Below are 19391 nucleotides of genomic sequence, written 5' to 3'. Positions count from 1 at the left end.
GTTGCGGGGGACGGCGCAAGTACGTCCATGTAGCCTCGGTCGCGCCATCCATGGCGCTCACGCCCCCGCAACCGGACCCACCCCGCCTTCGACAGATCTCCGCAAGCTGTCAGAACGACGCATTGCCCTGGTGGGTGTCGACCTTGGTCGACACGAACCCTGGCGATGAGCCACCGCAGGGATCAGATCGTGCCGACCAAGGTGGGCACCCACCAGACAAGGTCGGCACCCGCCGGAACAGTTCAATCGGCTGCGGCAGCGGTCAGTAGATCGGCGTCACCTTCATCTGCGGCAGCGGCCGTGGTGCGCCGTCGGTGAGGTCCGGGCCGAGATCCTCCCAGCTGCGGCCCTGCTCCACCATCAGCCCCCACAACTGCTGTGACGCCAGCCGCTTGTCCTCCGAGCCCAGCTTGTACGACGGTGGCGACGGCACGCCGGCAGCCACCATCGTGTACGCCGCCCGATAGGCCAGCACCTGCTGCGCGGGATCGTCGGTACGCGCCACTTCCAGCGTGTAACGCTGGTAGGCCGAGGCCAGGTTGCGCCAGCGGATCCAGTAGTGATTCTCGAAGGAGAACGCGCAGAAGCGCGCACCGGCCAGGCTGCCCTTGTCGGCGATGCGGGTCAGTACCTCCTGCGGCATGTCCAGGTTCATGCCGCCCTCATCACCCTGCAGGGTCACGTGCACGATGCGGTCGCGATAGCCCGGAGCACGCGCCTGCAGCAGGTCGCGCCAGTTCTGCATGGTTGCCACCACCGCGAACAGGAAACGGCCAAGCTCGCCGGCGGCCACCGGCGCGGCGATGGACTGGTAGGTGCGTTGCCAGCCATGACGGTTTTCGCTGGGCAGGAACACCGATCGCTCCAGCGCCTGCCGTGCATTGCCGCCGGAGCTGACCTCCTCCGCATGCTGTGGATAGACCAGGTTGATGGCGAAGGTCGGCCAGCGCGGAAGCGCCGCGTCGAACAGATGGATCGGGAAGTTGCTGCTGATGCCCCCATCGGAGAACCAGCAGATCCGGAAGGCGGTGATCACCGGGCCGCAGGCCTGGCCGGCACTGGTCAGCCCCTCCATGCTGTCGGCCACGTTGTGTTCCGGATCGGAGGCGGTCGCTCCAGGCTCGCAGCGGCGCTCGCGGCGCGAGGGCTCATGCAGCGGCACTGCGCTGATCAGCAACGGGAAACTCAGGCTCATCCGCGTTGCCACCAGTACCGGCAGCTGCGGCCCCTGCGGCAGGCGGTAATAGAGTCGTCCATCCACGCCCAGCGGCGGACCCGCATGGTTGACCAGCCACTGCACCACGCTGGCCGGGAACAGCTGGTCGAACTCTTCGCGCAGGAACCAGAACTGCGCGCCGCCCAGCGGCAGCGTGCGGGGTTCGTTGTGCGATACGCAGGTGGTGATCATCTGCAGGGTGATGGCATGCGGGCTGTCCGGCTCGTCGGCATAGCGCGGCGCATCGTGCAGGTCGGCAAAGGTAAGCGGCACATCGGCCGGCTTGCCTGACAGCTGCTGCAGGCAGCCGTGCAGCCATTCCGTCAACGCCGGCCGGCGCGCGTCGCTGCCGAGGCCGCTGCACAGGCCCAGCAGATTGCGTCGTGCCACCCGCGCGACCCGCAGCGCGGCCCCGGCCACGCCAGCGCCGTAGGCGCACAGCAGGGACGGCAGCAACGTTGCCGCCACTCCACTCCAGCCGCCGCCCCACGCGCCCAGCGCAAGCAGCAATGCCAGCGACACCAGCACTTCCAGCGGCGCGATCTGGAACACGGCGATGGCCAGGCACAGCTGCTTGCGGGGCCAGCCTGCATTGCCGGTCAGCACCACCAGCAGCCGATAGGCTGCACGCGCGCCGCGCGCCGGCTGGAACAGACCGTAGATGAACCCGCGCCGCGACAGCTGCGCCGACACCGCCGACAATCCACCGTACCCGGCATCGCCGGGCAGCGACTCGCCCGCCTGCTGGCGGCGATCACCATAGGCCGCCGCCGCCGCCACCGCGGCGGCGATGGCGCCTGCCGAGGTGCCACCGATGCTCTTGAAGCGATACTCGCGCGCCAGCGCCAGTACCGCATTGGGGTACACGATGCCGCTGGTGATGCCACCTTTCATGACCAGATCGCAGTACTTCGCCGCCACACGTCACCTCCCGTCCGTCGGTTCCCAGTATCGCAAGCCGGCCTCTCACGGCCTGAGAAAGGTGCCACATCCCGGTGGTGTGATGCCGGGCCTTGACCATTGCTGCCAACCGGCCTACCTTGTGCACGCCGAAGGTATTCATCTCTTCATGCGAATGAAGGGATGAATTTAAACGGGAATCCGGTGAAGGCGCTTCGCGCGCCCATTCCGGAGCTGCCCCGCAGCGGTGAATGGAAACGAATCCTGCCAACAGCACTGGGCTCGCGCCTGGGAAGCGGCAGGTAGTAGGTGGGCTGCGGCCCGCGTCCAACAGCCCGAATACCGGCCCCGGCCGGGGGACACGACCGTCCCCTGACTCGACCTGGAATCTCCGCGGGGAGGTTGCCGGGGCCGTCGTCGTCCTGCGCCTGCAGGGTGCGCGGCCACGTGCGTCCTTTTCACGGCATCCGGTTCGCCCGCGGGGGCGAAGGTCGCTGGCAAGACGCCCGTGGGCCGGCAACGGCACGCGTCGTCCTGCGGTTCCTTCGTTCCTCAATGCCGATATGCAATGAGGACACGCTGCAATGACCACTGTTACCAACCTGGGCTTTCCCCGCATCGGCGCCAAGCGCGAACTGAAGCGGGCGCTCGAACGCCACTGGGCCGGCGAGGACGACGCCGCCACCCTGCAGGCCACCGCCGCGGCGCTGCGTGCCCGGCACTGGCAGCTGCAGATCGAGGCCGGCGTCGATGTACCGCCGAGCAACGACTTCAGCCTGTACGACCAGGTGCTCGACACCGCATGGCTGTTCGATGCCATTCCCGAACGCTACCGCGAACTGGCCGCGCACGATCCACTGGCCGCCTACTTCGCCACGGCCCGTGGCCTGCAGCGCGATGGCATCGACCTGCGCGCGCTGGAGATGACCAAGTGGTTCGACACCAACTATCACTATCTGGTGCCGGAACTGCACGCGGGCCAGGCCTTCGCCCTGCGCGGTGACAAGCCGCTGGCCGAGTTCAACGAGGCCAGGGCGCTGGGCATCCACACCCGTCCGGTGCTGCTGGGGCCGGTGAGCTTCCTGCTGCTGTCCAAGACCACCGACGGCAGCGCCGCACTGGACCTGCTGGATGCCCTGCTGCCGGCCTATGTGCAGCTGCTCGGCCAGCTGGCCGACGCCGGTGCGGATTGGGTGCAGCTGGATGAGCCGCTGCTGGTGCAGGATCTCGACGCCGATGCGCAGGCAGCCTATGAGCGCGCCTATGCCCGGTTGGCCACGGCACGGCGTCCGAAACTGCTGGTCGCGACCTATTTCGGTGCGCTCGAGGACAACCTGGCGTTGGCCACCGGCCTGCCGGTGGACGGACTGCACGTGGACCTGGTGCGCGCGCCGGAGCAGCTGGACGCCGTGTTGAAGGCGCTGCCGGCCGAGCGCGTGCTGTCGGCCGGCCTGGTCAACGGCCGCAACATCTGGCGCACCCATCTGGACAACGCACTGATCCTGGCCCGGTTTGCCCAGGTGGACCGCGGCGCCGACCGGCTCTGGCTGGCACCGTCCTGTTCCCTGCTGCACACGCCCGTGGATCTTGCGCTGGAAAAGAAGCTTGATGACGAACTGAAGGGCTGGCTGGCGTTCTCCCGGCAGAAGCTTCAGGAACTGCGCCTGCTGGCCGACGCGCTCGATGGCAGGGCGGATGCGGAAGCAGGCCTGGCTGCCAACCGCGCTGCACTGGAGGGGCGTCGTCGCTCGCCACGCGTGCACAACCCGGCCGTGGCCGCACGCCTAGCCGCGCTGACCGTGGCCGATGCGCAGCGGCACACCGCCTACCCGCAGCGCCGCATCGCACAGCATGCGGCGCTGCAGCTGCCGCTGCTGCCCACCACCACGATCGGTTCCTTCCCGCAGACGCTGGAGGTGCGCGAGGCACGCGCCCGGCACAAGTCCGGCAAGCTGGGCCTGGCCGAGTACGAGGCCTTCCTGGAACAGCAGACCGCGCATGCGGTACGCGTGCAGGAAGCGCTGGGCCTGGACGTGCTGGTCCACGGCGAGTTCGAGCGCAACGACATGGTCGAGTACTTCGGCGAGCAGCTGGAAGGCTTCGCCTTCACCGGCAACGGCTGGGTGCAGAGCTATGGCTCGCGCTGCGTCAAACCGCCGGTGATCTTCGGCGACGTCAGCCGCCCGCAGCCGATGACGGTGCGCTGGTCCAGTTACGCGCAATCGCTCACCGACAAGCCGATGAAGGGCATGCTGACCGGTCCGGTGACGGTACTGCAGTGGTCGTTCGTGCGCGACGACCAGGAACGCGATGTGACCTGCCGGCAGATCGCGCTGGCCCTGCGGGACGAAGTGCAGGACCTGGAAGCAGCCGGCATCGGCGTGATCCAGGTGGACGAGCCGGCCATCCGCGAGGGGTTGCCGTTGCGCCGCGCCCACTGGCGCGCCTACCTGGACTGGGCGGTGGAATCGTTCCGCATCAGTACCAGCGGCGTGCGCGATGCCACCCAGATCCACACCCACATGTGCTATTCGGAGTTCAACGACATCATCCACTCGGTCGCAGCGATGGACGCGGACGTGATCTCGATCGAGACCTCACGCTCGCGCATGGAACTGCTGGATGCCTTCGTGAAGTTCAACTATCCCAACGAGATCGGCCCGGGCGTGTATGACATCCACTCCCCCCGCGTGCCGGACAAGGCGGAGATGGTGGACCTGCTGCGTAAGGCGCTGGCCGTGCTGAAGCCGGAGCAGCTGTGGGTCAACCCGGACTGCGGGCTGAAGACCCGTGGCTGGCCGGAAACCCGCGCTGCACTGCAGGCACTGGTTGCCGCCGCAGTGGAACTGCGTGCCGAGCACGCCGACGCCCGCGTCGCCTGACCTGTCTCTCCACCCCGATGCACGGGCCGCCGCCGTTGCCGGCGGTCCGTGCGGTACCTGATGATGACCGAGCTCCAACGCCCCACCCTGTCCCTGCCCGCCGACGGCAAGCGCCTGCTGCTGCATTCGTGCTGTGCGCCCTGCTCCGGCGAAGTGATGGAGGCGATCACCGCCTCCGGGATCGACTACGCGATCTTCTTCTACAACCCCAACATCCATCCGGTGAAGGAATACGAGCTCCGCAAGCAGGAGAACATCCGCTTCGCCGAGCAGCATGGCGTCCCCTTCATCGACTGCGACTACGACACCGACAACTGGTTCAGCCGCGCGCGCGGCATGGAGAACGAACCCGAGCGCGGCATCCGCTGCACGATGTGCTTCGACATGCGCTTCGAGCGCACGGCGCTGTACGCGCATGAGCACGGCTACGACACCATCAGCTCGTCGCTGGGCATCTCGCGCTGGAAGAACATGGCGCAGATCAATGACTGCGGCATCCGCGCCGCGGCGCGCTACGAGGGCCTGCAGTACTGGGATTACAACTGGCGCAAGGGCGGTGGTGCCAGCCGCATGATCGAGATCAGCAAGCGCGAGCGGTTCTACCAGCAGGAGTACTGTGGCTGCGTGTACTCGCTGCGCGATGCCAACCGGCACCGCCGGGAGACCGGCCGCGAGCGGATCCGGATCGGGCTGCTGTATTACGACCAGGACAACGAAACGCCGCAGGGCGATTGACGTGTGGCGAGGGGGCGGCCACGCTGGTCGCCTCTTCCGCCGCGCTGGAACGTCCATGCTCACCCTGCCCGCCACTGTCGCCCTGCTGGTGATCGATCTGCAGCCGGACTTCATGCCCGGTGGCGCGCTGGCCTGTGACCGCGGCGATGCGCTGGTCGCGCCGATCGCGCAGCTGCTGGCGCAGCGCCGCTACCGCACCGTAGTGGCCACCCAGGACTGGCATCCCGCGGACCATGCTTCGTTCGCCAGCCAGCACCCCGGCCATCGTCCGTTCGAAACGATCCTGCTGCATGCGCAACCGCAGACCCTGTGGCCGGACCACTGCGTGCAGGGCAGCGCCGGTGCCGCCCTGCATCCGCAGGTGGACTGGAACATGGCCGACCTGATCCTGCGCAAGGGCACCCGCCAGCAGGTGGATTCCTACAGCGCCTTCCGCGAGAACCACGGCCCCGATGGCGGGCGCCCCGCCACCGGCCTGGCCGGCTGGCTGCATGAGCGCGGCATCGACGAGGTGCACGTCTGTGGCCTGGCCCGCGACTACTGCGTGCTGTGGAGCGCGCAGGACGCAGCCACGTCCCGCTTCAGGGTGAAATTCCTCTGGGACCTGACCCGGCCGGTGACCGAGGCCAACGACGGGATGGTGCGCGAAGCACTGGGCACTGCGGGGATCGGGATCCTCTGACGCACGTCCGGCCGGGCAGGTATCAGCGGAACACCACCGTGCGGTGCCCGTTGAGCAGGATGCGGTGCTCCACATGGCGGCGCACGGCACGCGCCAGCACCTGCGATTCGGTATCGCTGCCCAGGCGTACCAGGTCGCGCGGCGTCATCGCATGATCGACCCGGGCCACGTCCTGTTCGATGATCGGACCTTCGTCCAGATCCTCGGTGACATAGTGCGCGGTGGCGCCGATGATCTTGACCCCGCGCGCGTGCGCCTGGTGATAGGGCTGCGCGCCCTTGAAGCTGGGCAGGAAGCTGTGATGGATGTTGATCGCCCGGCCGGCCAGCGCGCGGCACAGGGTGGGTGAAAGAATCTGCATGTAGCGCGCCAGCACCACCAGGTCGATACGCTCGTGTTCGACCAGATCGATGATCTGCTGTTCCTGCACCGCACGCGTATCCGCGTTCACCGGCAGATGGTGGAACGGCACGCCGTAGGACGCAGCCAGCGGTGCGAAATCGGCATGGTTGGACACCACTGCCGCGATATCCACTTTCAGCTGCCCGCTGTGCGCACGGAACAGCAGGTCATTCAGGCAGTGCCCCTGCTTGCTGACCAGCACCAGCAGGCGCGCACGACGCCGACCGTCCTGCAGCTGCCAGTCCATGTCGAACTCGCGGGCCAGTGCTGCCATGGACGCATGTACCGTGTCCAGGGGCAGGCTGGCGTCGCGGTCGAAATGCACGCGCAGGAAGAACCGGCCGCTTTCCTCGTCGCCGAACTGCTGGGCGTCGAGGATGTTGCAGCCATGATCGAACAACAGGCCCGACACGCGGTAGACGATGCCGGTACGGTCGGGGCAGGACAGGGTGAGGATGGAATCGGGTCGCATCCTGCAAGTGTAGGGCAGCACCCCGCCCGCGTGATCCATTGTCACCGATGCAACGAACCACTTCGGACAGTTCCAAGTGATCGTGGCGGGCTTTCGTGGCACGCTGGCGGGTCATGAACCTGTTGCAGCTGATCCGCAGCTTCACCCGCACCGCAGACACCGGCAGTATTGCCGCTGCGGCCCGCAGCCTTGGCATCAGCGCCACCGCCGTCGGCCAGAACATCCATCGCCTGGAGGCACACCTGGGCGTGCGCCTGCTGAACCGCAGCACGCGCCAGCTGGCGCTGAGCGAGGCCGGTGCGCTGTACCTGGCGCAGGTGCGCCACATCGAAACCGATCTGGCGCGGGCGCAGGCCCTGGTCACCAGCGGTGACATCGAGCCGGCCGGGCCATTGCGCATCGCCAGCAGCCGCGCGTTCGGCCGCCACGTGCTGGCGCCCCTGCTGCCTTCACTGCAGCAACGCTATCCGCAGCTGCAGCTGGAACTGCGGCTGTCCGACCGGGCCGTGCAGCATGGTCCGGAGGCGGTCGATGCCAGCATCCGCATCGGTGCGCAGCTGGAGGACGGCGTCGTGGCGCGGCCGCTGGCACGCATTCCCTTCGTCTTCTGCGCCTCGCCTGCCTACCTGCAGGCGCATGGCTGCCCACAGGAGCCGTCCGAACTGCGCGGGCATCGGGGTGTGCTGCATCGTTTCCCCACCGATGGGCGGCCTCTGCGCTGGGGCCTGCGCAAGGGCGACCAGCGCGCGGATGCGCCGCTGCCGCCCGGCATGGTGTGCGATGACATCGACGCGCTGGCCGAACTGGCCGCGGCCGGTGCCGGCATCACCCGGCTGGCGGCCTTCGTGGCCGATCCCTTTCTGCGCGATGGCCGGTTGCAGGCGGTGTTCGGCGCGGACAGCGCATGGCGCCCGGAACCGATGGAGGTCTATTTCTGCGTCAGCGACCGCCGCGACTTCACCGCCAGGATCCGTGCGCTGTTCGATCACCTGCAGGCCGGCCTGCCGCCGGCCTGGCGGGCATGACCTTCAGCGCGGGGTGAACACGCCGCGTGCCTCACGCGGCTCGCAGCGCAGGTACTGCGCGGCCGGCACCACGCTGTCGCCCAGCGCGGCTGCCGCGTGCCAGGGCCAGCGCGGGTCGTAGAGGATGCCGCGGGCCAGGGCGATGGCATCGGCGTGGCGATGACGCAGGATCGATTCGGCCTGCTCCGGTTCGGTGATCATCCCCACCGCGATGACCGGCATGCGCACCTTGGCCTTGATCGCGGCCGCGAACGGCACCTGGTAGCCCGGCCCGACGCTGATCTTCTGGCGCTCATCCAGGCCGCCGCTGGACACGTGCAGGAAATCGCAGCCACGCGCGTCCAGCACCTGGGACAGCGCTTCGCTCTGCAGCAGATCCCAGCCACCGTCGACCCAGTCGCTGGCGGAGATGCGCACGCCGACGGCCACCTTGTCGGACACTGCCGCGCGCACGGCATCGAATACCTCTACCAGCAGGCGCAGGCGATTGGGCAGCGAACCCCCGTAGCCATCGGTGCGCCGGTTGCTCAGCGGTGACAGGAACTGGTGCAGCAGATAGCCGTGCGCGGCATGCACTTCGATCAGTTCGAAGCCCAGGCGTTCGGCGCGCACCGCGCTGGCGGCGAAGGCAGCAACGATTCCCGCGATGCCCGCCTCATCCAGTTCCTGCGGCGCGGGATCGGCAGCATGGAACGGCAGCGCTGACGGCGCCACCGTGGTCCAGCCACGTGCATCATCGGCCGGCAGCTGGCCACCGCCGTCCCAGGGACGCTGTACCGAGGCCTTGCGGCCGGCATGGCCCAGCTGGATGCCCAGCGGCATCGGCGACCAGCGCCGCACGCTGGCCAGCACGTGTGCCAGCGCAGCTTCGGTACCGTCATCCCACAGGCCGAGGTCGGCCCAGCTGATGCGTCCACGCGGCTCAACCGCCGTCGCTTCCAGGATCAGCAGGCCGGCACCGGATTGCGCCAGGTTGCCCAGATGCATGGCATGCCAATCGCTGGCGCGCCCGTCTTCGGCGGAATACTGGCACATCGGCGCGATGACGATGCGGTTGGACAGGGTCAGGCGGCCGAAGGTGATCGGCGAGAACAGCTGGCTCACGAGGGGTGCAGGGACGGGCAGAGGGGGGTGCGTATTGCACCGCTGCAAGGGCGGCGAATCAACCATGTGGATGGATCGCTGTTTCGCGGTGGCGCTGCATGCTCGCCGGGCATGGCCTGGCGCTACCCGATGACGAACCCGGCCAGCGCTTCAGCGCAATCGCGCTCGTCCTTGAACTGCAGCAGGTCGTCGGCGCGGGTGCGGCCACGGTTCACGGCAGCCACCGGCAATCCGGCCTTTGCTGCGGCCTGCACGAAACGGAAGCCGGAATAGACCATCAGCGAGGACCCCACCACCAGCACGGCATCGGCCTGCTGCAGGTGCTCATGCACTGCCGCCACGCGTTCACGCGGCACGTTCTCGCCGAAGAACACCACGTCCGGCTTCAGCAGGCCGCCACAGGACGGACAGTCGGGCACCACGAAGGAGGAAAAATCGGTCTCCAGATCAGCGTCGCCGTCGGGGGCGATGCCGGCCTCGAGCGTGTCCCAGCCGGGATTGGCGTCCAGCAGGCGCTGCTGGAACGCCTGGCGACCGCTGCGGCGCTCGCAGCCCATGCAGCGCACCAGGTCCAGCCGCCCATGCAGGTCGATCACGTTCTGGCTGCCGGCGCGCTGGTGCAGGCCATCCACGTTCTGGGTCAGCAGCAACTGCACCTTGCCTTGCTTCTCCAGCGCGGCCAGCGCCTGGTGGGTGCCGTTGGGCTGGGCCAGGCCGAAGCGCGGCCAGCCCAGCAGGCTGCGTGCCCAGTAGCGCTGGCGGGTGGCGGCCTCGCCCATGAATGCCTGGTAGGTGACCGGCGGCGTGCGTTTCCATTGGCCATCGGTATCCCGGTAATCGGGGATTCCCGAGGCCGTGCTGCAGCCAGCGCCGGTCAGCACGAACAGGCGCTGGGCGCGGTCGATGAAGTCGGTCAGCGGCGGGGTCATGCCGACCAGATGGGGGCAGCACGGCGCCCCCACAAGCGCCGGCTCAGGGCGCCGGCAGCGGCGGCACCGCGATCGGCTGGCCCGCCTCGTCCAGCGCGATCATCACGAAGTGGCCGCGGGTGCAGAGCCTGCGCTCGCCGCTGTGCAGGTCTTCGGCAATCAGTTCCACCTCGACCTTCATCGAGCTGCGGCCGACCTCGACGATGCGGCCGATCGTTTCCACCATCTGGCCGATGCGGATCGGCAGCTTGAAGTCGACCTGGTCGCTGCGCGCGGTCACCACGGTGCGGCGCGAGTAGCGGGCGGCGGCGAGGAAGGCGGCCTTGTCCATCCACGCCAGCGCCTGGCCACCAAACAGCGTGCCCATATGGTTGGTATGGTTGGGAAAGACGATTTCGGCCATGCGCACTTCGATCGGTGGCACGGTTTCAGGGATCGGGGTCATGGGTAGGGCTTCGGTGTGGGGTGCGGCAATGTTAAGCCAGGCCCCGTACAGGCAGCGCTACACTGCGCCACGCCCACTGCCAGGACTGCCCATGCCCGCGACCTCCGATCTGCTGGCGTTCGCCCTCATCTCGCTGGGCATGGTGCTCACGCCCGGGCCGAACATGATCTACCTGGTCTCGCGCTCGATCTGCCAGGGCCGCCGCGCCGGCCTGGTCTCGCTGGGTGGGGTGGTGCTGGGTTTCGTGTTCTACATGCTGTGCGCGGCGCTGGGCATCACCGCCCTGCTGATGACGGTGCCGTTCGCCTACGACGCGCTGCGCATCGGGGGGGCGTTCTACCTGCTGTACCTGGCCTGGCAGGCGCTCAAACCCGGTGGCCGCTCGCCGCTCGCGGTGCGCGACCTGCCGCAGGACACCCCACGCAGATTGTTTGCGATGGGCTTTCTGACCAATCTGCTGAACCCGAAGATCGCGGTGATGTACCTGTCCCTGCTGCCGCAGTTCCTGCATCCGGACGGACACGGCAGCGTGCTGATGCAGTCGCTGGTCCTGGGTGCTACCCAGATCGTGGTGAGCCTGAGCGTGAACGCGGTGATCGTGGTGCTGGCCGGCAGCATCGCGGCATTTCTCGCCGCGCGCCCCACTTGGCAGGCGGCACAGCGCTGGCTGATGGGCACGGTCCTGGCCGGGCTGGCGGTGCGCATGGCGGTGGAAGGGCGGCGGTAGCGCCGGGCCATGCCCGGCGCCACCCACAAAAAACCCCGGCATCGGCCGGGGTTTTCGCTGCGACAGGCCTGACCGGACGGGTCAGAAGTTCATGTCGAAGGCAACTTCGCCCTGCACGCCGACCTGGTAGGCCGAAACGCGGCGTTCGAAGAAGTTGGTCAGCTCCTGCACGTCCTGCAGTTCCATGAACGGCAGCGGGTTGCGCACGTTGTACTTCTTTTCCATGCCCAGCTTGGCGAAGTGCTGGTCGGCGCAGTGCTGCAGGTACTGGCGCATGTCGCGCGTGGAGATGCCCGCCACGCCGCCGGACAGCACGTCCTCGGCGAACTGCACTTCGCATTCGATCGCTTCGGCCAGCATGTCGTACACCTGCTGCTTCATCTCGTCATCGAACAGGTCCGGCTCTTCCTCGCGGACCACGCGCACCGACTCGAACGCGAACTCCATGTGGGCGCTTTCGTCGCGGAACACCCAGTTGGTGCCCGAGGCCAGGCCCGGCAGCAGGCCGCGCGAACGGAAGTAGTACACGTAGGCGAACGCAGCAAAGAAGAACAGGCCTTCGATGCAGGCGGCGAAGCAGATCTGGTTGAGCAGGAACTGGCGGCGCTGTTCGCGGGTCTCGATGCGGGTCAGGTCCTGGATCGAGTCGATCCACTTGAAGCAGAAATCGGCCTTCTTCTTGATCGAGTCGATGTTCTCCACCGCCGAGAACGCCTTGGCGCGCTCTTCCGGGTCCGGCAGGTAGTTGTCGAGCAGGGTCAGGTAGAACTGCACGTGCAGCGCTTCTTCATACAGCTGGCGCGACAGGTACATGCGCGCTTCCGGCGCATTGAGGTGCTGGTACAGGTTCAGCACCAGGTTGTTGGACACGATCGAATCGCCGGTGGCGAAGAACGCGACCAGGCGATGGATCAGGTGGCGCTCACCCGGCGACATCTTGCTGTGCAGGTCGGTGATGTCGATCTGGAAATTGATCTCTTCCACCGTCCAGGTGTTCTTGATCGCATTCCGGTACATGTCATAGAACTGCGGGTAGCGCATCGGGCGCAACGTCAGTTCAAAACCGGGATCGAGCAGCATCTGCTTGGGCTTGTCGGCCATGGGTGTTTCCTTGTCTTCTCGGGTCAAAACGCCGGGCATGGCCCGGCGCTACCTTGTCATTGCGCAGCCGGGCCGAGCCCGGCTCCATCTACGGCACAGCGCGCGATTACTGGCAGGCCTCGCAGGCTTCCGGGTTCTCCAGCGAGCAGGCGATGGCTTCGTCCGGGCTGAACACCTTGGCCGGGGCCGCGTTGCTGACCGTGGTCTTGGCGATCTTGGTGGCCGGACGCGAGCGCAGGTAGTAGGTGGTCTTGATGCCCTGCTTCCACGCGTACATGTACATGGACGACATCGCGCCAATGTTCGGGCTTTCCATGAACAGGTTGAGCGAGGCCGACTGGTCGATGAAGGCGCCACGCTCGGCGGCCATGTCGATCAGCGAACGCATCGGCAGTTCCCACGCAGTGCGGTAGACCTCACGCAGGGTTTCCGGAATCTGCGTCAGGCCGGCGATGGAACCTTCGGCCAGCTTGATGGCATCGCGCATGTCGGCGGTCCACAGGCCCAGCTTCTTCAGCTCGTTCACCAGGTAGCGGTTGACCTGCAGGAAGTCACCGGACAGGGTTTCGCGCTTGAACAGGTTGGACACCTGCGGCTCGACGCACTCGTAGCAGCCGGCGATGGAGGCGATGGTCGCGGTCGGGGCGATCGCGATCATCAGCGAGTTGCGCAGGCCGTGCTCCTTGATGCGGGCACGCAGGGCATCCCAGCGCGCGGTGTCTTCCGGCACCACGTTCCAGGCGTCGAACTGCAGTTCGCCACTGGCGGCACGGGTGTCGTTGAACGACGGGTGCTTGCCGCGTTCCTGGGCCAGCTCGGTCGAGGTTTCCAGCGCGTGGAAGTAGATCGTCTCGGCGATCTTCTTCGACAGGGCACGGGCTTCGGCGCTGTCGAACGGCAGGCGCTTGCGGAAGAACACGTCCTGCAGGCCCATGCAGCCCAGGCCGACCGGGCGCCAGCGCAGGTTGGCGCGGCGGGCGGTTTCGATCGGGTAGAAGTTCAGGTCGATGACACGGTCGAGCTGGCGCACGGCCAGGCGCACGGTCTCGGCCAGCTTCTCGAAGTCGAACTCGTTGTGCTCGTCGAAGTGGTTGCCCAGGTTGATCGAACCCAGGTTGCACACCGCGGTTTCATCGTTGGAGGTGACCTCCAGGATTTCCGTGCACAGGTTGGACAGGTGGATCACGTTGCCCGGACGCAGGGTCTGGTTGCTGGCGCGGTTGCACTTGTCCTTGAAGGTCATCCAGCCGTTGCCGGTCTCGGCCAGCGTACGCATCATGCGGGCGTACAGCTTGCGGGCAGAGATGGTGCGGTTGGCCTTGCCCTGGGCTTCGGCCTGCAGATAGGCCTGCTCGAAGGCTTCGCCGAACAGATCGGTGAACTCCGGCACGACGCGCGGATCGAACAGCGACCATTCCTGGTCGGCCTCGACGCGCTTCATGAACAGGTCCGGCACCCAGTTGGCCAGGTTCAGGTTGTGGGTACGGCGGGCTTCATCACCGGTGTTGTCACGCAGCTCGAGGAAATCCTCGATGTCGGCGTGCCAGGTTTCCAGATACACGCAGGCCGCGCCCTTGCGCTTGCCACCCTGGTTCACCGCCGCCACGGACGAGTCCATGGTCTTCAGCCACGGCACGATGCCGTTGGAATGGCCGTTGGTGGACTTGATGAGCGAACCACGCGAACGCACGCGGGTGTAGCTGACGCCGATGCCGCCGGAGAACTTCGACAGCTGGGCGATGTCGCCGTACTTGGAGTAGATCGACTCCAGCGAGTCCTGCGGCGAATCGAGCAGGAAGCACGAGGACAGCTGCTCGTGGGTGGTGCCGGAGTTGAACAGGGTCGGGCTGGACGGCAGGTAGTCCAGGTTGCCCATGCGCTTGTACAGCGCCAGGGTCTCGGACACGTCCTCGCTCAGCGCGCTGGCGATGCGCAGGAAGAACTGCTGCGGGGTCTCGATCACCTTGCGGGTGTGCGGATGGCGCAGCAGGTAGCGGTCGTACAGGGTACGCAGGCCGAAGTAATCGAAGTTCAGGTCCAGCGAGATGTCGATCGCATCGTTGAGCTTGCGCGCGTTGGTCTGCACGAAGTTCAGCAGGCGGTCGTTGATCAGGCCGACTTCATGGCCACGGCTGACCGACTGCGAGAAGGCATAGATTTCCTGGCCCGACACTTCCTTGGCGATGTAGTTGGCCAGCAGGCGCGCGGCCAGACGGCCGTACTCGGGTTCTTCACCGATCAGCAGGGCGGCGGTGCGGATGGACAGCTCGTCCAGTTCGCGGGTGGTGGCGCCGTTGTACAGGCCGGAAATGGTGCGGGTGGCCACGCGCATCGGATCGACGGCGTGCAGGCCTTCGGAGGAACGCTGCACCGCACGCACGATCTTGTTCAGATCCACCAGTTCGGTCGTGCCATTGCGCTTGGTCACACTCATCGCGTTGGCCGTCGGCGGCGACGTCAACAGGAACTCGCTTTCCTTTTCGATGGTGGCGCTGGTTTCGGTGGTCACGGCGTGTGTCCTCTTGGCGTGATGGGGTGGTTGCAGGTGCATCGGTGGCGCGGCCCAGGACATGACGGTCCAGGATGGCAGCTGGGCGTCGCAGGAGGTGAGACCTGCGCCTGCCGCTGCCGTGACGGTCGCCGACGGGTATCGCTGTGGACGGGGGTGCCGCGTGGCTCCCGCCTCTGCGCCTTCCCCGTTGTCCTTGCGACGTGGGGTCGCTGCGACCGATGGCCACAAGATAGTGGGGGTGGTGGGGTCCGTCAACGCCAAATGTAGTGAAATTCGGCAATCCCTTGCGCCGCAAGGATCGTGCCATCGGCGCCCGGATCGGACGCTTTGGACCTGCCGGAACGGGCCGCGCAGTCAAGACCGGAACGCGTCATTCCGGCGGTACAACGGCGTGCGGAAACAGAACAATGACAGCTTCACATGACAGTAACGGAATGACCAAGGGACAACCCTGTGGATAGAAGGTGGGCAGCCGGTGGGAATCCGGTGGACGGCGTGACTTCCGGCCGATGACGGATACGCCGGAGAGGCGGACGCTGGGCTCTGGCGACTGGAAAAGGAATGTCCAATGGACCTGCGACTGCCTGCCCTGGCAGTGCTGTCGGCGCTGTGCATCATGCCGGCGCAGGCGGCCGACGCGCCGAAGCTGCACGCGGACCAGTGTGGCATCCGCACGGACTATGACGTGCTGGTGGACAGCGGCGGCATCTGGCTGCGACACGGCCCACAGGCGCCGCACGAGGTGGTGTTCCACGATGGTGTGCTGAGCCTGGATGACACGATCGTGCCGGTCAGCGACGCCGATGCCGCCCGCCTGCGCCAGCTGGAGGCCGGCGCGCGCCGGTTGATGCCCGCCGCCACGGCATTGGCGCGCGATGTCAGCCAGCTGAGCTTCGACGCGCTCGATGGCGTCTACGAGAGCCTGACCGGCACCGCCAACAGCCGCAAGGTCAGGCGCCTGCGGCGGCAGGCGGATGACTGGATCGAGGGGACGCTCGGAAAGGGCTACTGGGAACAGGCGACCTTCGGTCCCGGATTCGAGGCGAAGGTGCAGGACATGGCCGAGACGCTGTCCGGCTCGATCGCCCGCAGCGTGCTCTGGCAGGTCTTCACCGGCCGCAGCGACGCCATGGAGGAACGTGCCGAGCGCCTGGATGCCGAGCTGGACCGGCGCCTGGAAGCCGGTGCCCAGCGTGTGGAGGCCAGCGCGATGGCGTTGTGCCCGCTGGTGCGTGCGCTGGCCGATACCCACGATGCGCTGGAAGTGCGTTACCAGGGCCAGCCGCTGCGGCTGCTGGAGCGCAGCGACAACGGCCTGCAGGTGTCGACCGGGCCGGATGAGCGGCCGCAGGGCAACGCACTGGCGCCCAGCCGGTAACGTCGAGCTGCCGCTGCAGCGCCTGCGCGCGGCTGCCCTTCCGGCAGATCGTGCAGCTCCCGGGCCCTCACGCCCGGTGCGGGGTACCCAGGTATTCAGCGCTCTGCATCTCGATCAGGCGCGAGGCGGTGCGCTCGAACGCGCCCTGCAGGCGCTGGCCGGTGTACAGCTCGACCGGCAAGGTGCTGGCGGTGCAGACCAGGTTGACGTGGCGGTCGTACAGTTCGTCGATCAGGTTGACGAAGCGGCGCGCGGCGTCCTCGTTCAGGCGATCGAAGGCGGGAATGCCGCCCAGCAGCACCGTATTGAACTCGTGTGCGATCTCGATGTAGTCCGATGGGCCGCGCGGGCCTTCGCACAGGGCGGCGAAGTCGAACCAGGCGATGCTCTTGCCCCGGCCGCGGACCGGAATCTTGCGGCCTTCGATCTCGATGTTGCCGGCCTTGGCGGGCTGACCACCACTCAGTTCGTTCCAGCGCGTGGCGAGCCAGTCGTCGCTATCGGCGGCCAGCGGCGCGCGGTACACCGGCGAGCGGGTCAGCGCGCGCATCCGGTAATCCTCCGTGCCTTCGGCGTACAGCTCGACGCAGAAGCGCTGCAGCAGGCTGATGGCGGGCAGGAAGCTCTCGCGCTGCAGGCCATTGAGATACAGGTTCTCCACCGCCGTATTGGAGGTGGTGACCAGGGTCACGCCCTCGGCGAACAGGCGTTCGAGCAGGCGCGCCAGCAGCATGGCGTCGCCGATGTCGGTGACGAAGAATTCGTCCAGCACCAGCACGCGCAGGTTGCTGCGCCATTCCTGGGCGATCTTCGCCAACGGGTCGCTCTGGCCCTGGTGCTCGCGCAGGCGCTCGTGGACGCTGCGCATGAAACGATGGAAGTGGGTGCGGTACTTCTGCTTGATTGGCAGCCCGTCGTAGAACAGATCCACCAGGAAGGTCTTGCCGCGGCCGACTCCCCCCCAGAAATACAGCCCCTTGACCGGCTCGGGCTTCTTCCAGAACGAGGACAACCGGTCCAGCCAGCCGTCGTCGGCGTTGTCCAGCAGGCCCACGTGGATGCGGTCCAGCTCGGCCAGCGCCGCGTGCTGGGCCGGGTCGTCCTGCCAGTCACCCCGGGCAACCCCGGCCGCATACCGCTGCGACGGGGTCAACTCGACTGCACTCATGCCGCTGCGCCCAGCCAGTGCTTGACGCCGTGGGTCAACGCACCACGCAGGTCGATCAGCTTGCGATGGAAGAAGTGGCTGGTGTCGGGCATCCGCACCAGCTCATGCGGAGCCTGCAGCGCGTCCAGCCACTGATAGACCGCCTGCGGGTCGACGATCTCGTCCTGCTCGCCCTGGATCACCAGCCAGCGGGCCGGTGGCTGCACGCCGTCGAAATCCCAGCGGCCGGCCGGCGGCGCGATCGAGATCAGCGCCTCCGGCTGCAGCGTGGCGGCCGCCTTCAGCGAAACGAACGCACCAAAGCTGAAGCCGGCCAGCCACAGGCGGTCGTCGGGGCGCTGGCTGCGCACCCAGGCGGTCACGGTCTTCAGGTCATCCTGCTCGCCCACGCCGCCATCGAAGGTGCCCGCCGAACCACCGACGCTGCGGAAGTTGAAGCGCACCGTGGCGATGCCCAGCTCGCGCAGGGTGCTGGCGGTCATGGTGACCACCTTGTTGTGCAGGGTGCCGCCCTCGGTGGACAGCGGATGGCAGACGATGGCCACGATCGGCTGCACCGGCACATCGGCCTTGGGCAGGTCGACGACCACTTCCAGCGGGCCGGCCGGGCCGTCCAGTTCGAGGCAGGCGGTTTCGCCAGGGGCGACGGGGAACGAAGGCTTGTGCATGGCACCATGATACCGTCCCCCGCCCCTGCCCTGTGCCCGCCCCATGCTCTACCTGTCTTTGGCCGTGATCTGCAGCGTGCTGGTTTCGGTGTTGTTGAAGGTGGCCGGACGCCGCCAACTGGATGTTGCGCAGATGGTCACCTGGAACTATCTGGTGGCTGCGACCCTGACCGCCGTGGTGCTGCAGCCGCCGCTGGATGCGCTGCGCGCGCCGCATGCCCCGTGGCCGTCGTTGCTGGCGCTGGCGGTGGCGCTGCCCTCGATCTTCCTGGTGCTGGGCCGCGCAGTGGCGGTGGCCGGCATCGTCCGCAGCGACGTGGCGCAGCGGCTGTCGCTGCTGTTGTCACTGGCGGCGGCGTTCCTGTTCTTCGGCCAGACCGCCACGCCGTGGAAGCTGGCCGGGCTCGGCCTGGGCCTGCTGGCGATGGTGGCCATCAGCCTGCGCCCGCGCGGTCCGGCGGTGGCGTCCTCGCCGGGTGGCTGGGGCTGGCTGCTGGGCGTGTGGGGCGGCTTCGCGGTGGTGGACGTGCTGCTCAAGCAGGTGGCGCTGTCCGGCACGCCGTCGATGGCGGCGGTGCTGGCCAGCTTCAGCGTGGCCTTCGTACTGATGCTGGCATTGCAGCTGTGGCGGCACTTCAGCGGTCGCAGCCGGCTGGCCTGGCACAACCTCGGCGCGGGTGCGCTGCTGGGCCTGCTCAACGGCGGCAACATCCTGTTCTATGTGCACGCGCACCAGGCGATGCCGGACAGCCCGGCCACGGTGTTCGCCGGCATGAACATCGGCGTGGTGGTACTGGGCGCGCTGGTGGGCGTGTTTGCCTTTGGCGAACCGACCACGAAGTGGAACCGGGCCGGCCTGGCGCTGGCAGTGCTGGCGATCGGATTGATCGCCTGGGGGTGAGTACGGCCCGGGGGTGGGGGGGGGGGGGGACCCGGGGTGGGGGGGGCCCCCGCGCGGGGGGGTGAGTTGTTAGTGGCCCCCCAGCCCGGGGGGGGGGGGGGGGGGGGGGGGGCGGGGGGGGCCGGGGGCGCGGGGGGCGGGGGG

General features: G+C 67.6%; 16 protein-coding genes and 1 riboswitch. Of the genes, 7 read left to right on the top strand and 9 right to left on the bottom strand.

The window, feature by feature from the left end; translation table 11 throughout:
* Nucleotides 1–262: 262 nt before the first annotated feature.
* Entirely contained in the window at nt 263–2110 is a 1848-nt protein-coding gene (locus ACVOME_RS17730; protein ID WP_197600125.1) for a patatin-like phospholipase family protein, read from the bottom strand.
* Nucleotides 2111–2251: 141 nt separating this feature from the next.
* Nucleotides 2252–2481: riboswitch (cobalamin riboswitch) on the top strand.
* A 219-nt stretch (nt 2482–2700) separates the two neighbouring features.
* Between ACVOME_RS17730 and metE the strand changes: the two genes are divergently transcribed.
* The 3 genes from metE (at nt 2701) to pncA (ending at nt 6415) form a co-directional block, all read left to right on the top strand.
* Nucleotides 2701–4998, top strand: coding sequence for a 5-methyltetrahydropteroyltriglutamate--homocysteine S-methyltransferase (metE, locus tag ACVOME_RS17725; RefSeq protein ID WP_263176869.1), 2298 nt, complete (start codon nt 2701–2703; stop codon nt 4996–4998).
* Between the two features lie 63 nt (nt 4999–5061).
* Entirely contained in the window at nt 5062–5733 is a 672-nt protein-coding gene (locus ACVOME_RS17720; protein WP_263176867.1) for an epoxyqueuosine reductase QueH, read from the top strand.
* 55 nt (nt 5734–5788) lie between these two features.
* On the top strand, nt 5789–6415 hold the full coding sequence (gene pncA / locus ACVOME_RS17715; protein ID WP_481505338.1) for a bifunctional nicotinamidase/pyrazinamidase: 627 nt from the start codon (nt 5789–5791) through the stop codon (nt 6413–6415).
* A 22-nt stretch (nt 6416–6437) separates the two neighbouring features.
* Here pncA and purU read toward each other — a convergent pair whose 3' ends face one another.
* A complete protein-coding gene (purU, locus tag ACVOME_RS17710; RefSeq protein WP_262218883.1) occupies nt 6438–7289 on the bottom strand; it encodes a formyltetrahydrofolate deformylase in 852 nt (283 codons plus the stop codon).
* A 113-nt stretch (nt 7290–7402) separates the two neighbouring features.
* Here purU and ACVOME_RS17705 point away from each other — a divergent pair, with 113 nt between their 5' ends.
* Entirely contained in the window at nt 7403–8314 is a 912-nt protein-coding gene (locus ACVOME_RS17705) for a LysR family transcriptional regulator (protein WP_253119919.1), read from the top strand.
* A 3-nt stretch (nt 8315–8317) separates the two neighbouring features.
* Here ACVOME_RS17705 and ACVOME_RS17700 read toward each other — a convergent pair whose 3' ends face one another.
* From ACVOME_RS17700 to ACVOME_RS17690, 3 genes are all read right to left on the bottom strand, one after another.
* Complete coding sequence (locus ACVOME_RS17700) at nt 8318–9418, bottom strand: NADH:flavin oxidoreductase/NADH oxidase (RefSeq protein ID WP_080375304.1); 1101 nt, start codon at nt 9416–9418, stop codon at nt 8318–8320.
* Nucleotides 9419–9540: 122 nt separating this feature from the next.
* Complete coding sequence (locus ACVOME_RS17695; protein WP_053518577.1) at nt 9541–10347, bottom strand: NAD-dependent protein deacetylase; 807 nt, start codon at nt 10345–10347, stop codon at nt 9541–9543.
* Nucleotides 10348–10390: 43 nt separating this feature from the next.
* Nucleotides 10391–10792, bottom strand: a complete 402-nt coding sequence (locus ACVOME_RS17690; RefSeq protein ID WP_053518579.1) for an acyl-CoA thioesterase — start codon at nt 10790–10792, stop codon at nt 10391–10393.
* Between the two features lie 91 nt (nt 10793–10883).
* On the opposite strand from ACVOME_RS17690, the gene ACVOME_RS17685 reads away from it, so the two are divergent.
* A complete protein-coding gene (locus ACVOME_RS17685; protein ID WP_481505337.1) occupies nt 10884–11519 on the top strand; it encodes a LysE family translocator in 636 nt (211 codons plus the stop codon).
* A gap of 81 nt (nt 11520–11600) precedes the next feature.
* Here ACVOME_RS17685 and ACVOME_RS17680 read toward each other — a convergent pair whose 3' ends face one another.
* Entirely contained in the window at nt 11601–12620 is a 1020-nt protein-coding gene (locus ACVOME_RS17680; RefSeq protein WP_005420683.1) for a ribonucleotide-diphosphate reductase subunit beta, read from the bottom strand.
* Between the two features lie 106 nt (nt 12621–12726).
* Complete coding sequence (locus tag ACVOME_RS17675; RefSeq protein ID WP_053518585.1) at nt 12727–15129, bottom strand: ribonucleoside-diphosphate reductase subunit alpha; 2403 nt, start codon at nt 15127–15129, stop codon at nt 12727–12729.
* A gap of 571 nt (nt 15130–15700) precedes the next feature.
* Between ACVOME_RS17675 and ACVOME_RS17670 the strand changes: the two genes are divergently transcribed.
* On the top strand, nt 15701–16510 hold the full coding sequence (locus ACVOME_RS17670) for a DUF2884 family protein (protein WP_065174187.1): 810 nt from the start codon (nt 15701–15703) through the stop codon (nt 16508–16510).
* Between the two features lie 67 nt (nt 16511–16577).
* On the opposite strand, the gene zapE is transcribed toward ACVOME_RS17670, so the two are convergent.
* Both zapE and ACVOME_RS17660 read right to left on the bottom strand, forming a co-directional pair.
* Nucleotides 16578–17678, bottom strand: a complete 1101-nt coding sequence (zapE, locus tag ACVOME_RS17665; RefSeq protein ID WP_481505336.1) for a cell division protein ZapE — start codon at nt 17676–17678, stop codon at nt 16578–16580.
* Entirely contained in the window at nt 17675–18346 is a 672-nt protein-coding gene (locus tag ACVOME_RS17660) for an alpha/beta hydrolase (protein WP_111186532.1), read from the bottom strand. Before ACVOME_RS17660 ends, zapE begins: the two co-directional genes overlap by 4 nt.
* 43 nt (nt 18347–18389) lie before the next feature.
* Between ACVOME_RS17660 and ACVOME_RS17655 the strand changes: the two genes are divergently transcribed.
* A complete protein-coding gene (locus ACVOME_RS17655; RefSeq protein ID WP_253119925.1) occupies nt 18390–19247 on the top strand; it encodes an EamA family transporter in 858 nt (285 codons plus the stop codon).
* Nucleotides 19248–19391 lie beyond the last annotated feature (144 nt).

Source organism: Stenotrophomonas sp. STEN008 (assembly GCF_056760435.1).
This window is presented reverse-complemented; position numbering and strand designations above follow the sequence as displayed.

What these genes read in the sequence shown, in the direction of transcription:
- ACVOME_RS17730 (WP_197600125.1), bottom strand. Translation starts at nt 2,110, where the DNA reads ATGAAAGGTGGCATCACCAGCGGCATCGTGTACCCCAATGCGGTACTG.
- metE (WP_263176869.1), top strand. Translation starts at nt 2,701, where the DNA reads ATGACCACTGTTACCAACCTGGGCTTTCCCCGCATCGGCGCCAAGCGC.
- ACVOME_RS17720 (WP_263176867.1), top strand. Translation starts at nt 5,062, where the DNA reads ATGACCGAGCTCCAACGCCCCACCCTGTCCCTGCCCGCCGACGGCAAG.
- pncA (WP_481505338.1), top strand. Translation starts at nt 5,789, where the DNA reads ATGCTCACCCTGCCCGCCACTGTCGCCCTGCTGGTGATCGATCTGCAG.
- purU (WP_262218883.1), bottom strand. Translation starts at nt 7,289, where the DNA reads ATGCGACCCGATTCCATCCTCACCCTGTCCTGCCCCGACCGTACCGGC.
- ACVOME_RS17705 (WP_253119919.1), top strand. Translation starts at nt 7,403, where the DNA reads ATGAACCTGTTGCAGCTGATCCGCAGCTTCACCCGCACCGCAGACACC.
- ACVOME_RS17695 (WP_053518577.1), bottom strand. Translation starts at nt 10,347, where the DNA reads ATGACCCCGCCGCTGACCGACTTCATCGACCGCGCCCAGCGCCTGTTC.
- ACVOME_RS17690 (WP_053518579.1), bottom strand. Translation starts at nt 10,792, where the DNA reads ATGACCCCGATCCCTGAAACCGTGCCACCGATCGAAGTGCGCATGGCC.
- ACVOME_RS17685 (WP_481505337.1), top strand. Translation starts at nt 10,884, where the DNA reads ATGCCCGCGACCTCCGATCTGCTGGCGTTCGCCCTCATCTCGCTGGGC.
- ACVOME_RS17680 (WP_005420683.1), bottom strand. Translation starts at nt 12,620, where the DNA reads ATGGCCGACAAGCCCAAGCAGATGCTGCTCGATCCCGGTTTTGAACTG.
- ACVOME_RS17670 (WP_065174187.1), top strand. Translation starts at nt 15,701, where the DNA reads ATGGACCTGCGACTGCCTGCCCTGGCAGTGCTGTCGGCGCTGTGCATC.
- zapE (WP_481505336.1), bottom strand. Translation starts at nt 17,678, where the DNA reads ATGAGTGCAGTCGAGTTGACCCCGTCGCAGCGGTATGCGGCCGGGGTT.
- ACVOME_RS17660 (WP_111186532.1), bottom strand. Translation starts at nt 18,346, where the DNA reads ATGCACAAGCCTTCGTTCCCCGTCGCCCCTGGCGAAACCGCCTGCCTC.
- ACVOME_RS17655 (WP_253119925.1), top strand. Translation starts at nt 18,390, where the DNA reads ATGCTCTACCTGTCTTTGGCCGTGATCTGCAGCGTGCTGGTTTCGGTG.